The organism is Chryseobacterium sp. ISL-6 (assembly GCF_018613715.1).
In the GTDB taxonomy this organism is placed as follows: Bacteria; Bacteroidota; Bacteroidia; order Flavobacteriales; family Weeksellaceae; genus Chryseobacterium; species Chryseobacterium paludis.
The window spans coordinates 320,179-339,766 of sequence record NZ_JAGGPT010000005.1 but is presented as its reverse complement, the minus strand read 5'-3'; the positions used below and the strand labels follow the sequence as shown (position 1 = coordinate 339,766).

20 protein-coding genes are annotated in these 19,588 nt (G+C 35.6%); 17 read left to right on the top strand and 3 right to left on the bottom strand.

Annotated features, from left to right (window positions below):
* Positions 1–62 precede the first annotated feature (62 nt).
* Positions 63–440 (top strand): SixA phosphatase family protein, encoded by a 378-nt coding sequence (locus J7E44_RS09205; protein WP_251040533.1) that lies wholly within the window; start codon positions 63–65, stop codon positions 438–440.
* A gap of 202 nt (positions 441–642) precedes the next feature.
* Positions 643–1,692 carry a T9SS type A sorting domain-containing protein gene (locus tag J7E44_RS09200; RefSeq protein ID WP_214828351.1) on the top strand — a complete coding sequence of 350 codons (1,050 nt, stop codon included), beginning with the start codon at positions 643–645 and terminating at the stop codon, positions 1,690–1,692.
* 85 nt (positions 1,693–1,777) lie between these two features.
* On the opposite strand, the gene J7E44_RS09195 is transcribed toward J7E44_RS09200, so the two are convergent.
* Positions 1,778–3,322: a serine hydrolase gene (locus J7E44_RS09195; protein WP_214828349.1), complete on the bottom strand. Its 1,545-nt coding sequence runs from the start codon at positions 3,320–3,322 to the stop codon at positions 1,778–1,780.
* A gap of 76 nt (positions 3,323–3,398) precedes the next feature.
* On the opposite strand from J7E44_RS09195, the gene J7E44_RS09190 reads away from it, so the two are divergent.
* Genes J7E44_RS09190 through J7E44_RS09170 form a run of 5 tightly spaced genes read left to right on the top strand, consistent with a single transcriptional unit; the run spans position 3,399 to position 6,213 of the window.
* On the top strand, positions 3,399–3,845 hold the full coding sequence (locus J7E44_RS09190) for a hypothetical protein (protein ID WP_214828347.1): 447 nt from the start codon (positions 3,399–3,401) through the stop codon (positions 3,843–3,845).
* Positions 3,845–4,339, top strand: a complete 495-nt coding sequence (locus J7E44_RS09185) for a metallophosphoesterase family protein (protein WP_214828345.1) — start codon at positions 3,845–3,847, stop codon at positions 4,337–4,339. Before J7E44_RS09190 ends, J7E44_RS09185 begins: the two co-directional genes overlap by 1 nt.
* Positions 4,340–4,346: 7 nt before the next feature.
* Positions 4,347–4,841 carry a DUF8465 domain-containing protein gene (locus tag J7E44_RS09180; protein WP_214828342.1) on the top strand — a complete coding sequence of 165 codons (495 nt, stop codon included), beginning with the start codon at positions 4,347–4,349 and terminating at the stop codon, positions 4,839–4,841.
* Positions 4,842–4,859: 18 nt separating this feature from the next.
* Positions 4,860–5,576 carry a DUF3822 family protein gene (locus J7E44_RS09175; protein ID WP_214828339.1) on the top strand — a complete coding sequence of 239 codons (717 nt, stop codon included), beginning with the start codon at positions 4,860–4,862 and terminating at the stop codon, positions 5,574–5,576.
* 58 nt (positions 5,577–5,634) lie between these two features.
* Positions 5,635–6,213: an RsmD family RNA methyltransferase gene (locus J7E44_RS09170; RefSeq protein ID WP_214828336.1), complete on the top strand. Its 579-nt coding sequence runs from the start codon at positions 5,635–5,637 to the stop codon at positions 6,211–6,213.
* Here J7E44_RS09170 and J7E44_RS09165 read toward each other — a convergent pair.
* Positions 6,210–6,557 (bottom strand): winged helix-turn-helix transcriptional regulator, encoded by a 348-nt coding sequence (locus J7E44_RS09165; protein ID WP_214828321.1) that lies wholly within the window; start codon positions 6,555–6,557, stop codon positions 6,210–6,212. The two genes, J7E44_RS09170 and J7E44_RS09165, sit on opposite strands and share 4 nt — an antisense overlap.
* Before the next feature lie 85 nt (positions 6,558–6,642).
* On the opposite strand from J7E44_RS09165, the gene J7E44_RS09160 reads away from it, so the two are divergent.
* On the top strand, positions 6,643–7,242 hold the full coding sequence (locus J7E44_RS09160) for a nitroreductase family protein (protein ID WP_214828319.1): 600 nt from the start codon (positions 6,643–6,645) through the stop codon (positions 7,240–7,242).
* A gap of 139 nt (positions 7,243–7,381) precedes the next feature.
* Here the strand turns inward: J7E44_RS09160 and J7E44_RS09155 are convergent, their stop codons facing one another.
* Entirely contained in the window at positions 7,382–8,431 is a 1,050-nt protein-coding gene (locus tag J7E44_RS09155; protein ID WP_214828316.1) for a LacI family DNA-binding transcriptional regulator, read from the bottom strand.
* A 248-nt stretch (positions 8,432–8,679) separates the two neighbouring features.
* Here J7E44_RS09155 and J7E44_RS09150 point away from each other — a divergent pair, with 248 nt between their 5' ends.
* From J7E44_RS09150 to J7E44_RS09110, 9 genes are all read left to right on the top strand, one after another.
* On the top strand, positions 8,680–9,618 hold the full coding sequence (locus J7E44_RS09150; RefSeq protein WP_214828313.1) for a class II fructose-bisphosphate aldolase: 939 nt from the start codon (positions 8,680–8,682) through the stop codon (positions 9,616–9,618).
* Between the two features lie 4 nt (positions 9,619–9,622).
* The gene (gene iolE, locus J7E44_RS09145) at positions 9,623–10,504 is read left to right on the top strand and encodes a myo-inosose-2 dehydratase (RefSeq protein WP_214828311.1); all 882 of its coding nucleotides are present in this window, start codon (positions 9,623–9,625) and stop codon (positions 10,502–10,504) included.
* A gap of 24 nt (positions 10,505–10,528) precedes the next feature.
* Positions 10,529–11,560, top strand: coding sequence for a Gfo/Idh/MocA family oxidoreductase (locus J7E44_RS09140; RefSeq protein ID WP_214828308.1), 1,032 nt, complete (start codon positions 10,529–10,531; stop codon positions 11,558–11,560).
* Positions 11,561–11,588: 28 nt separating this feature from the next.
* The gene (gene iolB, locus J7E44_RS09135; RefSeq protein ID WP_214828305.1) at positions 11,589–12,464 is read left to right on the top strand and encodes a 5-deoxy-glucuronate isomerase; all 876 of its coding nucleotides are present in this window, start codon (positions 11,589–11,591) and stop codon (positions 12,462–12,464) included.
* 12 nt (positions 12,465–12,476) lie between these two features.
* Positions 12,477–13,481 (top strand): 5-dehydro-2-deoxygluconokinase, encoded by a 1,005-nt coding sequence (iolC, locus tag J7E44_RS09130; RefSeq protein WP_214828289.1) that lies wholly within the window; start codon positions 12,477–12,479, stop codon positions 13,479–13,481.
* Between the two features lie 20 nt (positions 13,482–13,501).
* Entirely contained in the window at positions 13,502–15,382 is a 1,881-nt protein-coding gene (gene iolD, locus J7E44_RS09125) for a 3D-(3,5/4)-trihydroxycyclohexane-1,2-dione acylhydrolase (decyclizing) (protein WP_214828286.1), read from the top strand.
* 17 nt (positions 15,383–15,399) lie between these two features.
* A complete protein-coding gene (locus J7E44_RS09120; protein ID WP_214828283.1) occupies positions 15,400–16,875 on the top strand; it encodes a CoA-acylating methylmalonate-semialdehyde dehydrogenase in 1,476 nt (491 codons plus the stop codon).
* A 64-nt stretch (positions 16,876–16,939) separates the two neighbouring features.
* The gene (gene iolG, locus J7E44_RS09115; protein WP_214828280.1) at positions 16,940–17,920 is read left to right on the top strand and encodes an inositol 2-dehydrogenase; all 981 of its coding nucleotides are present in this window, start codon (positions 16,940–16,942) and stop codon (positions 17,918–17,920) included.
* A 45-nt stretch (positions 17,921–17,965) separates the two neighbouring features.
* The gene (locus J7E44_RS09110; RefSeq protein WP_251040532.1) at positions 17,966–19,573 is read left to right on the top strand and encodes a solute:sodium symporter family transporter; all 1,608 of its coding nucleotides are present in this window, start codon (positions 17,966–17,968) and stop codon (positions 19,571–19,573) included.
* The last annotated feature ends 15 nt before the right edge of the window (positions 19,574–19,588 follow it).

The window sequence follows — 19,588 nt, the reverse complement described above, 5'->3', positions numbered from 1 at the left end:
CTTCCAAAAAACAAAATTATGAAGAAACTCATTCTTGTGAGACATGCGAAGATGCTATGAACATGTCCAGATTCTTAAAAACCAATAGTATTGCGATTGACTATTTAGTATCAAGCCCGGCAGTGCGTGCATTGAATACGTGTAAAATTTTCAATCAAACCTATCAGTTGAATTTCATGACGGATGAAAAGCTTTATAATCCTTCAGAAAAAAATTTTGAATCTGTTATTTATGACTTGGATGATAACCATAGCTCTGTAGCTTTTTTTTCCCATAATAATGGAATTTCCAATTTTGCCAATTCAATATCTGAAAATATTTTTCATTTCCCGACCTGTGGTGTTGCCGGTTTTGAGATAGACTGCGATTCGTGGTCTGAATTTGATGGAGCTAATAAAAAGCTTTTATTCTTTTACGAACCTGGTAAAATTAAAATTTAAAATTTCTACTACTCCCTTCATATCAAAAGAAGCAAAAGGTTAAGAGATAAACAAGTAAAACATGATTTACATTTAATCCAGAATAACTCCATTAAAATTCTCATTTATTTTAATGGGGAAAATATCATGTAATCTCTTTTGTCATTTCATTTAGAATAAAATATTTTTGTATTATATATAATTATTCTAAATAAAAATAACAATGAAGAAACAGTTTTACTTTCTATTCTTTTTCCTTGTATTATCAGGAAACAAAGCTTATTCGCAAATTACCGCCTCACAATTGATCGGAAATTTAGAAACTCCAAATCCAATGGTGATAGATGGTAGTGAAATGTATATAGGAGTTTACTATCAGGATAAAGTTATTAAGGTTAATATTGATGATCCTAGTATTCCACCGGTTGATGTTGTTACAGGAGTAAACAGACCTTATGGTTTAGCTTTAAAAGACAATATTTTATATATTTCAGAATTTGGAGGAAACAGAATTTCCAAAGTCAATCTTAATAACGTCAATCCTGCTCCTGAAGTTGTTCTAACCAATATAAACAGTCCATTAGGACTTGAATTTGTTGGAAATGACTTATATATGGCTCTTGAAGGTGATAATAAGATCGCTAAAATAGATATTACCCAATCCAGTCCGCAATTAATAGATATTACTTCAGCATCGTCACCATTCGATATCGAAATTATTGACAGCGAAATTTTCTTTACAGAGAGGTTTGCGGGAACTGTATCCAAATTCAAACTTAACAATTCTACTTCTCCAACTGTAATAGCACAAGGATTAAGCTACCCATCGGGATTAATATCTTATGGAAACGAACTGTTTATTTCTGAAGCTGGAGCTTCAAAAATTTCAAAATTGAATTTCACTATGGCTAACCCGGTAATTTCCGATGGCATTATTTCCACCGAATTCAATTATCCATCCGGATTAGCTGTAAAAAATAATACAATATACATTACTGATTTTTTTGCCGGATCATTACTAAAAGCAAATTTAGGTGCTTTGTCAGTCTCAGAACAGCAGCTCAAAAGCAAAGCGCTTATTTATCCTAATCCTGCAAAAGATATTCTAAGTGTTCTAAATACATCCTCAAAAGAATATAAAATCTTTGATATGGTAGGGAAACTTATTCTTTCAGGAAAAATTGAAAGAGGCTCTATTAATGTTGGCCACCTTACAAAAGGTGCATACATCATTCAGATCGGAGATCTCATCAAGAAATTTATTAAAGAATAATTGAGGTCATATTAAAAGAAAAAAGCTCTGACGTTTGTTAGAGCTTTTATTTTATTGACTTTATAGGGTATCGTAAGATATTATATTACTTTCTTCTCAAATCCAGGTCATCAAAATCAAAACTAAAGTCTGTAACATCAGAAATAGGTTTGAGTTTTGCAGACTCAGCTTTTCCATTTTCATTATAATCAAATATAATATATGCATCTGCATCATAACTTCTGTCATCCCATTTGATAATAAAACTGTTGTTTGAATAAGGTAATAATTCCCCTTTCAACCTCGGTGAGTTTTTACATGAAATCCTGTAGGTGCTTCCTTGTTGAACAATTTCCACATCACCAAACCAAATATCACTATACTTTCCTACAAATTGTTCTGCTTTAGGTTGTAGATTTTTATCTTTTTTAAAAGCATCGGATTTTGCAAAAGCTTCTTTCTTTTGTTTTTCATATTCAGCATTTACCTTTGCCATCCTGTCTCCATATGTTTTCAGCCAGTTTCTATCCGCTACTCCAAGATAAGAATCCTTCAGAGTATTTGTAATCGTATTAAATGCAGCTCCCGACTGTTGGTTTGTTAAAACTACAATTCCCAATTTCAGATCAGGAATTAAAGTAAACTGAGTTACTGTCCCTATTAATCCTCCAGTATGCTGAATTTGTTTATGTCCTTTTACATCACTTAAAAACCAACCCATTCCATATCCGTAGAAACTTGTATCATATGGATTTTTCATTGCTACACCGCTAGGAATCTGTAAGCTCCATAACTGCTGAATCTGTTTATCTGTAACCAATTTCTTTCCGTCTTTTGTGGTAAAATTGTTTAAAAGAAATTCTGCCCAAGTGGTCATATCTTTGATATTACTTAAAATTCCTCCAGCTGCATTTCCGGTTTCATTCCAGTCATGAGGAACAGCAATTACTTTTCCATCTGCAGGAGCATGGGCATCAATCTTATTTGCAACAGCTTTAGCTCTGCTGTAACTTCCAAAACTTGAAGTCATCCCAACAGGTTTCATAATTCTTTGCTCAATAAATTCCGCCCAGCTTAATCCTGAAACTCTATGAATAATCTCTCCGGCAACAATAAACATGATATTATTATAATCTAAAGTTGTTCTGAAAGGATTTTCAGGCTTCAGATATCTGACATTATGTACAATATCATTTACAGTAAGGCTTCCTCCTTCGGGAAAGAACATTAAATCTCCCTGCCCTAACCCTAATCCTGCCCTGTGAGTTACAAGATCTTTTATCGTAACATTTTGTGAAACGTAAGGATCATACATTTGAAATTCCGGAAGATATTTTGAAACTTTATCATCCCAGTTCAGTTTTCCTTCATCTGCTAAAATAGCAAGAGCAGTACAGGTAAAACCTTTTGAATTAGAAGCAATCCCCACCAGAGTATTGTCATCCATCGGTTCTTTTGAAGTTAGAGAACGTACCCCAAAACCTTTTGAGTAAATAAGTTTACCATCTTTAATAACACCAACAGACATTCCCGGAACATCAAAAGTTTTTAAGGTATTTTGAACTAGTTCATCCAGTTTTTTTTCTTCAACCTGAGCATTGAATAAGCCAACCGCTAAAAGAAAAATGAAAAAAGAAATTTTCTGTTTCATTATTTTTAAATTTTCTCAAAGTTAATCAATTCGAGTTTTATTAAGTAAATTTGAACTTTATTTTAAGTGTGAAAAAATGATTTCAGAAAAAATACTGTCCTTCTTTTTATTATTAAGTCTCAATTTATATTTCTCGCAACAGGTCACCATCAAAGATGACAAGGTTCTGGTGGATGGAAAGCAGATTTTAAAAGCAGAAAAAATTGATATTACTCAATACTCATTTTTTACAATGAAAGATGATGAAGAAATTCTCCTTTACCGATATATGGATAATGAGACTCCAAAATATGTAAGTGATGATTATTTTATATTAAACTTTCTGACCGAAAAAGTAAAAGTAGAAACAACTGATATTGCAAAAATTGCCAACTTTATGAATTCCAAAAAAGGAATGGAAAAGCTTATCAAATGGCTATTGAAAGAAAGAGTAATCAATCATGAAGGAGAATTAAATCCTGAACGTATTGCTATATTTAAAGAAAAGTACGACGAAAATATTACTGAAAGAACACTAAGATAATGACTAAAGTCCTTCTCCTTTCCGATTCCCATTCCTATATTGACGATCGAATCTTAGAATATGCCAGTCAGGCTGACGAAATTTGGCACTGTGGTGATTTTGGAAGCTTTGAAATTATAGAACAGCTCGAAAAAATCAAACCTTTAAAAGGTGTTTACGGAAATATTGACAACGCCAAAATCCGTTCTGAATTTCCAGAAGTGAATCGTTTTTTCTGTGAGAATCTGGAAGTTTTGATGATTCATATTGGAGGTTATCCGGGAAGATACACACCATTAGCTAAGAAGGAAATTAGTGAAAAGGCTCCCAAACTATTTATTTCAGGCCATTCACATATTTTAAAAGCAATGTTCGACGCGAAGAATAATTTACTTCATCTTAATCCCGGCGCATGTGGAAAACAAGGCTGGCATAAAGTAAGAACAATGATGCGCTTTGTAGTGGAAGGTGAGGAAGTAAAAGACTTAGAGGTAATTGAATTAGGTCCAAAATAGATTGAATATGAACATTGGTGATCAGGTTTCTGTAGTAGATGAAAATTTAAGCGGCGTAATAACTTCCGTGAAAGGTAATATTGTTGTTTTGAAAGATGAATATGGATTTACCCATCAATATCCTAAAGAAAAGCTGGTTCCGAAAAATCCTTCTTTATATGAAAACATTAAGGTCGAAAAAAAAGCAGAACCCAAAAAGATAATCTCAAAAAAACACCAAAAAGAAGCTCTAATTTTAGACTTACATTTTCACAATCTGGTTAAAAACCCAAATGATTATGATAGTTTCGAAAGGCTTTTTATTCAAAAGGAAAAGCTATTAAGTGTTTTAGCATTCTGTAGAAAGAATCATCTTAAAAGGTTGGAAATTGTTCATGGAATTGGTGATGGAGTCCTCCAGAGAATGGTTTTAGACGTTTTAGAAAGTCAGACTCACCTGGATTTTTACAATAAGGAAATACTTCACCATCAATCAGGTGCCGTAATGGTAGAATTTCACTAAATTTGCATCAATTGAACTATGAACGTACTTAATTTACTTTTTACAAAAGACGGATTAATCTACCAAATTGCCAAAAACAAGAGCATTTTGGAGGAAAAATCCTATTTCGTTACTGAAGAATCTCCTAAGGATTTTATCGCTGAAAAACTGGATGAAGTTTTAATTAAACAAAGATTCGATGAAATTTCTGTTATTTCAGCTTTTAATCATTTTACATTAATGCCTGAAGGTTTTTCAGAGCATGAGGCGGGATATGACCTGATCTCTTTTAACGCTCCCGTTGATAAGGAGAATGAAGAGCTTATGCTTTCTTTAAATAAAAAGTTCAGGATCCAGTTCTATTATACTTTTCCAAAAGCTTTTTACAAGAAAATAAAAGAGTTGGCAATTCCTGTTCACTTTAATTTTTCGGGAGAAAAGTTTTTAAACTCGATCAATAATAAAAATAATAAAGAAATTCACATTAATCTTTATCATAATCAATGTGAGTTTTTTGCAATCGACAATAAAAAACTCATCTTATACAATAACCTGGATGTAAATTCAGAGGTTGACTTTCTTTACTTCGTTATGTTTACTTTAAGTAAAATAGGCTTTGGAATAAATGAAACTAATTTCTATGCATACGGAGAAACTACGGAAAACGAAACCTTCATTTCTGAACTGCAAAAGTTCGTAAAGAATTTGAAAATTGTATTTGATAATGTTCCTAATAAGAATTTCATACTTAACTAGGTTATAGGCAGCAAATAATACCTGCTACCCATTACCTACAATCTAACTACTAAACAACATGTACAGAATAATCTCAGGCCGTTGGAAAGCCAAAAAAATAGCCGCTCCTAAAAATTTCGATGTAAGGCCAACAACAGACTTTGCAAAGGAAGCTCTATTCAGTATTTTGGAAAACAAATACGATATGCAGTCGATCTCTGTACTTGATCTCTTTGCTGGCATCGGTTCTATTTCATTAGAATTTGCCTCAAGAGGTTGCCAGGATGTAACTTCTGTAGAACTGAACCCAAAACACACAAGCTTCATTAATTCGACAGCTTCTGAGTTAGATATGTCTTCACAGATTAATGTACAGAGAGGCGATGTTACCGATTGGCTAAAGAAGTTCAGGAATAAAAAATCATTTGAGATCGCTTTTGCTGATGCTCCTTTTGAAACTGAAGAAAAGAAATACCATGAAATTATTTCTCTGGTATTACACAATAAATACCTGAAAGAAAACGGAGTTTTAATTATAGAACACCAAAGTCGTTTTAAATTCGATCATCCCAACCTGATAGACACACGAAAGTATGGAAATGTAAGTTTCAGCTTTTTTGAACCAAATAAAATAGATGCTAGTAGCCAGGAAATTTAATTTCTGGCTATTTTTTTTGATATTGATATTGCATCTTCACCCCATTTTGTAATTTCATTTAAAACAGGTAATAAGGTTTTTCCAAAATCTGTTAGGGAATATTCTACGACCAACGGTGGTTTAGCAGTAAAAACCTTCCTACTGATAATTCCATCTTCTTCTAATTGCTTTAACTGAAGACTCAACGTTCGCTCTGTAATCGTTGGAATATCTTTTCTGATCTCATTATATCTTTTTGTTCCCTCAATGAGGTGATATAAAATTACAGCTTTCCATTTGCCACCTATAAATTTCATCGTTACGCTTGTACAGCATGGGTATGTTTTATTATCTATTGTATACATTTTAATACTATCATTTTTGACCGTTATTGCAAAGATAATAAACTTACATTAGTTTTGCAACTATAAAAAATATAGTATAAAAATTATGAACTTTTTAAACAAAATGAAAACAAGATATACTGTAAAAAAGTATAATCCACAAGGTAAAGTAAGTAGTGAACAAATACTTCAGTTGAAAGAAATTCTTAACCTGAGTCCATCGTCTATTAATAGCCAACCATGGAATTTTGTCTTTATAAATGACAATCAGGTCAAAAAAGAATTAGCAGAAGTATCTTACTTTAACAAAGAAAAGATATTGGATAGCAGTCATCTAATTGCTTTTCAGGTTTTGAAAAATGTTGAAGATTTTGAAAAACAGATAGAAGAAAATCTACCAGAGGGCTCTATAAATTATTACAGAACTATGGTAAAACCTAAAGGCGAAATAGAAATAAAATCATGGCTGGCACATCAGGTATATCTTTCTTTAGGAATTTTGCTTTCCGCTTGCGCAGACATGGGAATAGATTCAACGCCAATGGAAGGAATTGAAACGGATAAATATGATGATATTCTAAAAAATGATTCTTACGAAACCGTCTTTGCTGTTGCAATTGGTGAAAGATCAGAAGACGATACCAATCATCCAATGGTAACCACAAAGAAAAGATTGAAATCCGAAACGGTAATTTTCGAGGTATAAAGAAAAAATTTGTTTCGCAACTAATGATATGGGTTGAGAATCTTCAATTTGAAAATCCCTTCAATAGAAGGTCGATCAAAAAAATAAAAAGACCGTTTTCAAGAGTTTTGATACGGTCTCTTTTTATAACAGACATGAATCAATCAATGTAATATTCTAAGTTTTCTTTAGCCAGAATCTGTATCGGTGAATGGTAAACTGTGTTAAGTTTCTTTCCATATATTAAATGTTCAAACATTAATTTAATGCTTTTATATCCTTGTTGAAAAGGTTCCTGACAGATTAAAAAGGTAAAAATACCCTTATTCATATATTCTTTATTTTCTTCTGTCATATCATATCCTACAACCATATCCAGCTTTATCTGGTGCATATCAAAATACTTCCCGGCCTTTGTAAGTGCATTAGATGGAAAAAACATCCCACCAATATCATCATACATTTTAAGGCTTTCTTCCAACAATTGATAAAAAACCTGGCTATTTTTATTGGGAACCCTCAGCTTATCGATCTTAAAATAGGAAGGATGGTCTGCGAAAAAACTTATAAAACCTTTTACACGCTGATCTAAACCATAATAATTTTCAAAATCTTCCAATACTTCTACTACTATAATCCTTGGTTTTCTGGTATTTTGAGAAATATGGAAAAGCTTCGCTGCAAGACGGCCGCTTCCAAAAGAGTCTTGCCCTACAAAAGATATATTATTAAGTCCCGTAAGTGGCACATTCATAAAAACGTATGGTATATTCAGCTCTTCCAACTGTGATTTTCTGTCGAGAGTCTCTCTTGTAAAATGAGGAGCAATGATAATTCCATCCAGGTTTTTATCTTTTAAAATTTCATCCAGTGCTTTCTTGTATGTTTCGACATCAAATTCGTCAAAATACGAAATATTAACCTTCATCCCATAACTGGAAACTTCTTCTATAGCTTTCAGTACACCCTCTTTAGGATATTGCCAAAAGGGGCTTTCGGCATTACAAAGCGGCATTAAAACGGCAATCTGATATACTTTATTAAGTACCAGATTCCGGGCAATAACATTGGGGGTAAATCCGCCAACCTGTTCGATGATCTCAAGAACTTTTTTTTCCGCATCTTTTGAGACTCCGCCTCTTTTATGCAGTATTCTGTCAACCGTTCCAGGAGAAACGCCAGCCAGCCGGGCTATATCTTTAATTGTCAAATTACCTGTTTTTTAGATGAATATAAGGATAACAAATATAAAAAAATACCTCCATTTTTTATTACACCAAAAAACGTTGGATAATCCACCTTAAACACATAAAAATAAAATTAAAAAAATAAATTATCACTAAAAATTTTGCGTATTATAAATAAATATATAAATTCGTGTTCGAACACAATCGATATTTTATCAAAAACAAAACCTATTTATTGATAAAACAATAATAAAAATATTTATTAGCACAGATGAAAATTAATCCCGTTATCCTTTTTAAAAAAGCCTATGGAAAGTTTTGTATTCCGGCGATCAATATATCCAGTCCCGAACAGATTCATGGGCTGTTCAGCACAGCTCAAAAATTGAATGCCCCCTTTATTATACAAACCACACCCGCTGCAAGAGAATACATGAATCCCATAATGCTGGTCAACTGTATCAAGTCTGCAACAAAAATATATCCGAATGTTGTTTTTGCCATGCATCTTGATCATGGCAATGAGCCTCATATCAATAATGCCATTGATTCCGGTGAGTATACTTCTGTAATGATCGATGCATCACATGATCCTTTGGAAAAGAATATTGAAAGAACGAAATTAGTGGTAGACCAGGCTCATCAAAAAAACATTGCAGTAGAAGCGGAACTTGGTGTACTAAGCGGTATTGAAGATCATCTCAATATAGAGGAAGAAAATGCATTGTACACTAATCCTGCCGATGTAGAGTATTTTGTAAAGAAAACCCATTGCGACAGTCTTGCCGTAGCCATTGGCACAAGTCATGGTGCTTATAAATTTTCAGGAGGAAAAGGCCTGCGTCTCGATTTACTGGAAGACATCCAAAAAAGGGTCCCTAATTTCCCGATTGTTTTACATGGGGCTTCCTCTATAGATATTGAAGAGATAAAACGGATTAATATCGCTGGAGGAAACATCAAAGAAGACGCAAAAGGTATTACCGAGGACGAAATAAGAAAAGCCATCAGCTATGGAGTCTGTAAACTGAATATTGCTACAGATCTGAGGATTCTCTGGATAAGGATCTTCAGAGAATATTTTCAAGATTCTCCCGAACACCTGGATCCTCTTAAGGCCGGTCGACAGTATATGGAGGAACTGGAAGTCCTTTTAACCAAAAAATTTGAGATTTTAGGTAACATCAATAAATCAGCATTATATAAATAACACTATGATACAATTAGGAATAGCCCCTATTGGCTGGACCAATGATGATATGCCCGAATTAGGAGGGAATATCACTTTTGAACAATGCATTAGCGAAATGGCATTGGCCGGATACCAAGGTTGTGAAATCGGAAACAAATATCCGAAAGATCCCAATGTTTTAAAAAAATATCTGGATATAAGAGGTCTTACAATCTGTAATCAGTGGTTCAGCTATGAGCTTACTACAAAACCTTATGAACGGGTAAAACAGGATTTTATTAAACAGCTCAATTTTCTTAAGCATTTTAATACAAAAGTAGTGGGTGGTGCAGAGTGTGGAAACACAATTCATGGAGAATTTAATACCCCTATTACACAGCGTAAAAAAGTGTCCAATGAAGATTGGAAAAAACTGACTGAAGGATTAACTGAGCTTGGAAAAATTGCGCTGAATGATTTTGGAATTCAGCTTTCTTACCATCATCATATGGGTACCATGGTGCAAACCCAAGAGGAGGTAGAACGTTTGTTCAATGAGACTGATGAAAAATATGTAAAACTTAATTATGACTGTGGACATTTTGATTTTGCCAACGAAAATCCTGCAGAAGCATTAACAAAATTCATAGGACGTACAGCGCATATTCACTTTAAGGATGTAAGAAAAGATGTAAAGGACAACATGTATAAAGACAATAATAGTTTTTTAAAATCTGTAAAGCTAGGGATATATACAGTACCAGGAGATGGTGATCTTGATATGCAGGCTCTATCAAAAATTATCCACAGTAGTGACTACAAAGGGTGGATTGTTGTGGAAGCAGAACAAGATCCAGGCAAAGCAAATCCGTTTGAATATGCAAAAAAAGGATATCAATTTATAACGGAAACCTTAAAGTTTTAAAGTAAAAAAAGTAGAAGATAGAAGATGAAAAAACTGAATATCGGAATTGTAGGATTGGGAAGACTAGGTAAAGAATATGCTAAAAACATCACTTACCTTGTGCCCAATGCCAATCTTGTAGCGGCATGCAGTATCAGAAAGGAGGAATTAGATTATGTAAAAGACAGATACAATGTCCCGAATTTATATGCTTCTTATGAGCAAATGCTTGAACAACAAGAGGAAATGGATGCTGTAGTTATTGTTACATCTACAGATCAGCATGCCGATGCCATTATTAAAGCAGTACAAGCCGGTTATCATGTTTTTTGTGAAAAACCTCTCGCTCTTAACATCGAAGACTGCATTCGTGTGGAAAAAGCAGTTGCCAAACACCCGGACAGAATTACCATGTTAGGATTTGTCCGAAGATTCGATGTAAGCTATGCAGACGCTAAGGCTAAAATCAATGAAGGATTGGTAGGCACACCCTACCTTATACATTCTCAAACAATAGATAAAGACACTTTTGCTCCATTTCAAATTGAATTCTGTACAACTGGAGGTGGCATTTTTCATGATTATAATGTTCATGATATTGATCTTGCCCATTGGTTCTTAGGCTCCAGAATCCAAAAAGTATGGGCATTAGGTGGTGCCTACAGATTCCCTGAATTCGCACTAGCAGGAGATGCTGATAATACCAGTTCTATGTGCGAATTAGAAAATGGAACAATGGCAGTATTAACAGCTTCCAGAACATCTTCCTTCGGTCATAATACCTGTACAGAGATCTTCGCCACAGAAGGAAACCTAAAAATAGGTGATCCACCAGCAAAAAACATGCTTCAGATATCCGATAAACACGGTATCAGAAGAGAAGGAATGGAAACTTTTTTCGACAGGTTTCAAACTGCTTTTCTAATACAGATCCAAGCTTTTGTAAACCATGTACTGGAAAACAAACAACCTGAACTTACTATGAATAATGCAACCAATGCCACTTTGGTAGCTACAGCATTAACCAAATCATTCAAAGAAAAAAAGCCGGTAATCATATCCGACCTACTTTCTTAAGATTCTTAATTATCAAAAAAACATGCAAATGAACCTTATCAGAAAACCTACAGATCAGAAAATTTATCAAAACATATCTGCTAAAAATGCAGACTGGAATTGGTTAAATTTTGGAGCTCGCCTCATGGAGCTGAACGAAACATGGACTTATGATACCGGTGAAAATGAAATGGTCATTGTATTATTATCCGGTAATTATATCGTAGAAAGCAACAGAGGAAGCTGGGAAATAAAAAACGGGCGTAAAGATGTGTTCAGAGGTGTTGCACATACGCTGTATCTTCCCCGCAAAACAACATTCATTCTTATATCAACTTCCGATAAGTTGGATATTGCCTACAGTTGGTGCAGAGCCGATGATGATTTTGAACCCCAACTGGTAACCCCGGAAGAAACACCTACTGTGATTTTTGGTGGAGACAATGCTACCCGTCAGTTTAACGATTTAATTCCTCCGGGATTCAAATGTTCGCGACTGGTATGCAGAGAGGTTTACACTCCTTCAGGAAATTGGAGCTCTTTTCCGGCTCACAAGCACGATGAAAGAATTCTAGATGATAGCGGACAGTTACGGGAGGCACAACTGGAAGAGATCTACTTTTACAAATTCCAAAAGCCAGAAGCGTATGCTATCCAGCAGGTTTATACAAAAAATGACGCAGATCCTATAGATGAAATCCTACGGACAAGAAATAATGATGCCGTATTGATTCCTAAAGGCTACCATCCTGTTGCAGCAGAACACGGCTACCACTGTTATTATTTAAACTTCTTGGCAGGAACCGATCAATCTCTGGCCAACACTACAGATAGTGACCTCGAATGGATTTTCGATTCATGGAAGGGAAAAGATTCCCGCCTTCCATTAGTAACCTCAGCAATGAACAATCAACAGAACGATTAATACAAAGTTAAAATGAAATTTGATTTACTAACATTCGGAAGAGCAAGTATAGATTTATATTCCAAAAATATCGGTGCTGAATTTAATGATATCAAAGAATTGACCACTGCCATTGGCGGATCACCCGTCAATATTTCTATAGGAGCACAAAGACTTGGTCTTAAAACAAGCATAGTAACAGGTGTAGGAAATGATCCTATAGGCGGTTTTATCATTAATACATTGAAATTGGAAAATGTAGATACCTCTTATATAAATACTATCGAAGGGACAACGAGTACGGCTGTAGTATGCGGTATTGTACCTCCTGATAAATTCCCGCTTGTATTTTACCGGGATAAAGCCCCTGACAATTATATGACCATCGACATGGTAAATACCATAGACTTTGATCAATATAAATCATTTTTAATGACTGGTACAGCACTTTCCATAGAACCTACCCGAAGCGCTGCGATCTATGCAACAGAAAAAGCAAAAGCAAAAGGTATCACTATTTTTCTGGATATCGATTTCAGGGCCAGTTTATGGCATGATGTACGTGCATTTGGAGTCACTTTACGTCAGTATTTACCCTTATGTGATATTGTAATGGGAACAGAAGAAGAGCTTTTAGCAATGGGACTTACGGATTCTAACCAAGTGAAAATAACCGACAGTGCCATCTCCTCTCCTACTATCGAAGGCGATATCAACACTGTGATCAGACAGGTATTACATTCTGGAATCAAACTTCTTTTAGTAAAAACAGGCCCCAAAGGCGTTACAGCATATTATCCAGATGGAAGGATAGAAACTATTCCTGGCTTTCCTGTAGAAGTTGTTAATGTACTGGGTGCAGGAGATGCATTTGCCTCCGGATTTGTATACGGATATCTTCAAGGTTGGGATACCTACCAATCTGCCCGTCTGGCAAATGCCTGTGGGGCCTGGATGGTCACCAAGCAGGGATGCAGCAACTTTGCTCCTACTTATCCGGAGATTATTCAGTTTATTGAAGATAATGGAAATTTTTAAATCGATCAAGCACCGAAATCATGGATACAAAAAGATTAACCGTGGCACAGGCCACCATAGAATTTTTAAAAAATCAATACACAAAAAGAGACGATAAAGAATTACAGTTTTTTGCAGGATGTTTTGGAATTTTTGGACATGGAAATGTAGCTGGATTAGGTGAAGCACTGAAACAGAATCATGATTTTAAATATTATCAGAGCCGCCATGAACAGGCAATGGTGCATACTGCCGCTGCCTATGCAAAAATGAAAAATAGAATGCAGACATTTGTCTGTACTACTTCTATAGGTCCGGGAGCACTTAACATGGTCACTGCAGCAGCAGGTGCCACGATCAATAGATTACCTGTACTACTGCTACCGGGAGATTTTTTTGCCACCCGCTCTGCTTCTCCTCTATTGCAGCAATTAGAAGTTAGCCAAACGCAGGATATTTCTGTCAACGATTGTTTTAAACCTATCTCAAAATACTGGGATCGTATTCAGCGTCCCGAACAACTTACTTCCTCATTACTGGAAGCGATGCGTGTCCTTACTTCTCCGGCTGAAACTGGTGCTGTTACCCTCGCTCTTCCGCATGATGTACAGACGGAAGCTTATGATTTCCCGACTCAGCTTTTTGAAAAAAGAATATGGTACATTCCCAGACCTATTCCAGATCAGCAATTATTAAAAAAAGCAGTACACCTTATAAAAAAAGCGAAAAAACCGATGTTGATCGCGGGTGGAGGAGTCATTTACTCCGAAGCAGAAGAAGAGCTGAAATCTTTTGTCGAGCAACATGGAATTCCTGTTGCAGAAACCTATGGCGGAAAGGGTTCTTTACATTACCAACATCCGCTTAATTTAGGAGCAATGGGAGGAACAGGTACTAAAGGAGCCAATGAAATCGCCAGAGAAACAGACCTAGTCATCGGTATAGGTACCCGTTATGGAGATTTTATGTCGGCCTCAAAGTCGGCTTGGCAAAACCCCGACGTTACCTTTATTAATATCAATATTGCAGAAATTGATGCCTTTAAACATAGTGCAGTTCCTTTACAGGGAGATGCCAGAGAGATCCTGAAAATACTGAAAGAAATGTTAGGGGATTATTATACTGGAAGTGATTATGTGGAAAGAATCCGAGCTTATCATTATGAGTGGGATGGGATAGTAACGAAAGCTTATTTATGTGAAAATCCTGACTATCCCGTACAGGCAGAATATATTGGTGCATTAAATGATTTTATAGACGATCAAGATGTAATGTTATGTGCTGCAGGTTCTTTGCCAGGAGATTTACATAAATTATGGCGGACCAAGAGCTCAAAGGGATTCCATCTGGAATATGGCAACTCATGCATGGGATATGAAATTCCCGGTGGACTTGGTGCTAAAATGGCTGCTCCAGACCGGGAAATATATGTAATGTGCGGTGATGCTACCTACCTTATGATGCCATCGGATCTAGTAACAAGTCTACAGGAAGGATATAAAATCACCGTGATATTAATCAATAACAGCGGTTATGCTTCTATTGGAGGGCTTTCAAATTCTGTTGGAGGTGAAGGTTTCGGAACCTATTTCAATTATAGAAATGAAATAACAGGTCAACTGGACGGAGATCCCCTTATGACAGATTTAGCAACAAATGCTGAAAGTCTTGGAGCAATAGTTTACCGTCCTCAAAATATGGATGAATTTAAAGAAAGTCTGGTCAACGCAAAAAGCAATAATCAAACAACTGTTATCTATGCAGAAACTATTCGGGACAGAAAAATGCAGGGCTATGAATATTCATGGTGGGAAGTGCCTATACCCGAAATATCTGTCTTTCCTGAAGTGAATGAAGCCCGAAAACAATATGAGCTTAATAAACAAAAGCAAAGACAATATATAAAACCTAATCAATATTAATTAATAATAAAACCCATATGGATCAATTAAAAAATTATATCAACGGAGAATGGAAAAGCAGTAGCAGCACCCAAAACCTTTCGGTACATAATCCGGCTACTCAGGAACTCATCGCAAAGGTACCCTATGGACCGGACACTGCAAAAGATGTCAATAAAGCAATAGAATATGCCCATCAGGCCTATTTGGAATGGAAAGATATTCCCGCTATGAAAAGAGTACAGCCGCTTTTCAAAATGAAGACCCTTTTGGAAAATCATAAAGAAGAGATTGCTAAATTGATCACCTCCGAATGTGGAAAAACCTATACCGAATCTTTAGGAGAAATCCAGCGCGCCATTGAAAATATTGAGGTAGCATGCGGTACTTATGTCATGAATCAATCTGAATTTTCAGAAAATATAGCTTCTGGTATTGATGAATTTATGATCAGACAGCCTTTAGGTGTATGCGTCTGTATTACACCATTTAATTTTCCCGGAATGATTCCCTTTTGGTTCCTTCCGTATGCTATTGCAACAGGTAATGCATTCATTTTAAAATCTTCAGAAAAGGTACCTACTACCATGCAGTATGTATTCGATCTTATTCATAACAATATTGATCTTCCAAAAGGAATTTTAAATCTGGTACATGGCGGAAAAGAATCTGTGGATGCTATGCTTCAACATCCTGATGTAAAAGCCGTAAGCTTTGTTGGTTCTACAAATGTAGCCAAATACATCTACTCCGAAGGTGCCAAATACGGGAAACGTGTTCAGGCGCAAGGGGGTGCTAAAAATCCTATTGTCATTATGCCTGATGCAGACATCGAGATGACAACAAAAATCATTACCGATTCGGTATATGGCTGCGCCGGTCAACGTTGTCTTGCTGCCTCCCTTGTAATCACAATTGGAGACGATAAAAATTACAAAGAAGCATTGGTAGAAGCTGCCAAATCCAGAAAAGTAGGATATGGGATGGAAGCGGGAATCGAAATGGGCCCTGTGATCTCCAAAGAAAGTAAAACCAGAATAGAAGAACTTATCCAGAAGGGACTCAGTGAAGGAGCTAATTTTCTGGTAGATGGAACTCAAAAAAAAGTCTCAGGTTATGAAAACGGCCACTTCCTTTATCCTTCGATTCTTGAAAATATTCCATTAGGAAAAGAATTTATCTCCACGGAAATTTTTGGACCTGTCATGAGTCTGCTAAATTTTAAATCCCTGGAGGATTCTATCCAATTTATCAATAGTGGACGTTATGGCAACATGGCGTGTATATTTACACAGGATGGTCTTTCAGCCCGTAAATTCCGTAATGAAGCTATGGCCGGGAATATTGGAATCAACGTTGGGGTTGCTGCTCCTGTTGCTCAATTCCCATTCTCAGGATGGAAAGATTCTTTCTTCGGAGATCTTCATGCACAGGGTCGTCATGGAATAGAATTTTACACTCAGACAAAAGTTGTTATCGAACGTTGGCCAAAAAACTGGTCTAGGACTTTTTAAAATTCTTATCAATATCCTTTATGCTTATTCAGATAAACAAAAACACAAATGAAATTATAAAAAAGTGAGTACAAAAAAAATAAAGGCAGGCATTATTGGCCTCGGAAGAATTGGGCAAATACATCTTGCTGCTCTAAAAGCATTAACGAATATAGAAATAATAGCAATATCAGATCCTGTTATAGAGCATGGAAAAAAAATAGCCAAAGAACATCAGATTCCAGATTTTTATCCTGATTATCGTAACATTCTTCAACAAGAAGAAATTGATGCAGTTTGGATATGCTCCCCTACTGCTTATCATTTTATTCAGGTAAAAGAAGCTCTGGAAAACAATAAATATGTTTTCTGCGAGAAGCCTCTGGATGCAGATCTAGGTAAAATACAGTCTCTAATTGATTCCTATCCCAATATCAATAATCGTCTTATGGTAGGTTTTAACCGTCGTTTCGATCCTGATTTTGCTTCTGTCAAAAAAAGGATGAAGGACATTGGAAAACCTGTTATCATTAAAATAACAAGCCGAGATCCTTTTCCTCCTTCTACAGAATACACCAGACAATCAGGTGGTATCTACAATGACATGAGCATTCATGATTTGGATATGGCCCGTTTTATTAGCGGAAGCGAAGTTGAGCAGGTTATTGCTATAGGCTCAAAAAACTACACCGAAGATATAGATACAACCCTTATTACCCTGAAATTTAAAAATGGGATTATTTGCAATATAGACAACAGTAGAAAAGCTTCATATGGATATGATCAGAGGTTAGAGATATTAGGAGATGAGGGAATGATCTGTGCAGAAAATAAAAAGATCAACAACATCCAATTTTATTCTGGAAGCACTATCCAGAGCAGTGTTTTGGAACCGTTCTTTCTAGAAAGATATAAAGATTCCTATGTAGAAGAAGCAAAAGCATTTCTCTCTTGTATACAGGAACAAAAAGATTTTCCTTCTACTGCCAATGACGCTTTGAAAGCATCAATGTTAGCAAATGCATGTGAACAATCCTTGGAAAAGCACCAGTTGATTTTTCTGTAAAGAAAATAATTAATACAACAATTTAAAAAATCAAATCTTAAAATCATGTTTATTATATTAATTCCTTTTCTCTTATTTACTGGTGGAGTAGCATTTATCTCCTGGTGGTATACAAGAAAAACAAAAATGACACATTCCTCTATCGGTTATTTTTTGGGTGGCCGGGATCTCAGCGCTATCTTAATTGTAGCTTCATTGCTACTTACAAATCTATCGACAGAACATTTAGTAGGTCTCAACGGAAGTGCCTATGCTTTTGGGATGGAAGTAATGGCCTGGGAGACCTTAGCTGCTGTAGCTTTAGTACTTATGGCTGTATATTTTCTTCCGAGATATCTAAAGATGGGCCTAGTAACCATTACAGAGTTTTTAGAACTGCGTTATGATAAACAAACCAGAATGATTTGCTCCACGTTATTCCTTCTACTCTATATCACCACCCTTCTTCCTATTGTTCTCTATACAGGGGCTATCACTATGGAAAGTATTTTCAATGTTTCTGAGAATCTGAATATTGATAAATTCACCGCTATGGTGGTGATGGTGGTTGGAATTGGGGTCATGGGATCTATATATGCTATTTTAGGAGGATTAAAAGCAGTGGCGATATCAGATCTTATCAATGGGATAGGGCTGATTATCGGAGGGTCATTAATTCCGATATTGGCTTTTTATAAAATTGGCGATGGAAATTTTCTAACCGGTGTACACACTGTTTTTGAAGCAGTTCCCGACCGTTTTAATGCAGTAGGAGAATCCACTTCCGATCTTCCGTTTCCCGTACTTTTTACAGGAATGTTTATTCCACAGATTTTCTATTGGACAATGAACCAATCTATTATCCAACGGGCACTGGCAGCTAAAAATCTGGCAGAAGGACAAAAGGGAGTATTACTGACTGCCTTTTTCAAAATTTTCGTTCCTTTTATTGTTGTGGTACCAGGTATAATAGCTTACTATTATTTTAAAAATAGTTTAAATGATCCAGATTATGCCTATCCAGAGCTTGTAAAGTCTGTATTACCCATTGGTGGTATTGGTATTTTTGCGGCGATTGTAGTAGGAGCTATATTAAGTACCTTTAACGGAGCGCTAAATAGTGCTTCCACTTTGTTCTCCATCGATATCTATAAAGGATATTTGAAGAAAGATGCTACCGAAACCCAGATCGTAAAATTCGGCAAAAAAAGTGGTACTGTCATGGCTTTAGTATCTATGGCTATTGCTCCCTTTATTAGCATGGCAGGCAAAGGACTTTATATTATTCTTCAGGAATTCAGTTCCATCTTCAATATGCCCATTTTTGCGATCATCATTGCAGGATTACTACTCCCAAAAGTGTCTGCAAAAGCAGCTAAAATAGGATTAATATCGGGTACAATACTTTATCTATTTTCAAAATTTGGATTAGAAGCAATGGAAGTAAAAATCCATTTTTTACACCGTCTGGCCGTTGCATTTTTTGTTACTATTCTTACCCTTGTTATTGCGAGTAAATATTACCCCAGAGAAAACAACTTCGTTATTAAGGATACAGGTACAGTAAACGTAGAAAACTGGAAATACCTAAAGCCTGCATCTATCTGCATCATTATTCTTACCATTATTGTTTTTATCGTTTTCAGCCCCCTAGGAATTATTCCTAATCGTTAAATTACAATCAGATTT

What these genes read in the sequence shown, in the direction of transcription:
- J7E44_RS09205 (WP_251040533.1), top strand. Translation starts at nt 63, where the DNA reads ATGTCCAGATTCTTAAAAACCAATAGTATTGCGATTGACTATTTAGTA.
- J7E44_RS09200 (WP_214828351.1), top strand. Translation starts at nt 643, where the DNA reads ATGAAGAAACAGTTTTACTTTCTATTCTTTTTCCTTGTATTATCAGGA.
- J7E44_RS09195 (WP_214828349.1), bottom strand. Translation starts at nt 3,322, where the DNA reads ATGAAACAGAAAATTTCTTTTTTCATTTTTCTTTTAGCGGTTGGCTTA.
- J7E44_RS09190 (WP_214828347.1), top strand. Translation starts at nt 3,399, where the DNA reads ATGATTTCAGAAAAAATACTGTCCTTCTTTTTATTATTAAGTCTCAAT.
- J7E44_RS09185 (WP_214828345.1), top strand. Translation starts at nt 3,845, where the DNA reads ATGACTAAAGTCCTTCTCCTTTCCGATTCCCATTCCTATATTGACGAT.
- J7E44_RS09180 (WP_214828342.1), top strand. Translation starts at nt 4,347, where the DNA reads ATGAACATTGGTGATCAGGTTTCTGTAGTAGATGAAAATTTAAGCGGC.
- J7E44_RS09175 (WP_214828339.1), top strand. Translation starts at nt 4,860, where the DNA reads ATGAACGTACTTAATTTACTTTTTACAAAAGACGGATTAATCTACCAA.
- J7E44_RS09170 (WP_214828336.1), top strand. Translation starts at nt 5,635, where the DNA reads ATGTACAGAATAATCTCAGGCCGTTGGAAAGCCAAAAAAATAGCCGCT.
- J7E44_RS09165 (WP_214828321.1), bottom strand. Translation starts at nt 6,557, where the DNA reads ATGTATACAATAGATAATAAAACATACCCATGCTGTACAAGCGTAACG.
- J7E44_RS09160 (WP_214828319.1), top strand. Translation starts at nt 6,643, where the DNA reads ATGAACTTTTTAAACAAAATGAAAACAAGATATACTGTAAAAAAGTAT.
- J7E44_RS09150 (WP_214828313.1), top strand. Translation starts at nt 8,680, where the DNA reads ATGAAAATTAATCCCGTTATCCTTTTTAAAAAAGCCTATGGAAAGTTT.
- iolE (WP_214828311.1), top strand. Translation starts at nt 9,623, where the DNA reads ATGATACAATTAGGAATAGCCCCTATTGGCTGGACCAATGATGATATG.
- J7E44_RS09140 (WP_214828308.1), top strand. Translation starts at nt 10,529, where the DNA reads ATGAAAAAACTGAATATCGGAATTGTAGGATTGGGAAGACTAGGTAAA.
- iolB (WP_214828305.1), top strand. Translation starts at nt 11,589, where the DNA reads ATGAACCTTATCAGAAAACCTACAGATCAGAAAATTTATCAAAACATA.
- iolC (WP_214828289.1), top strand. Translation starts at nt 12,477, where the DNA reads ATGAAATTTGATTTACTAACATTCGGAAGAGCAAGTATAGATTTATAT.
- iolD (WP_214828286.1), top strand. Translation starts at nt 13,502, where the DNA reads ATGGATACAAAAAGATTAACCGTGGCACAGGCCACCATAGAATTTTTA.
- J7E44_RS09120 (WP_214828283.1), top strand. Translation starts at nt 15,400, where the DNA reads ATGGATCAATTAAAAAATTATATCAACGGAGAATGGAAAAGCAGTAGC.
- J7E44_RS09110 (WP_251040532.1), top strand. Translation starts at nt 17,966, where the DNA reads ATGTTTATTATATTAATTCCTTTTCTCTTATTTACTGGTGGAGTAGCA.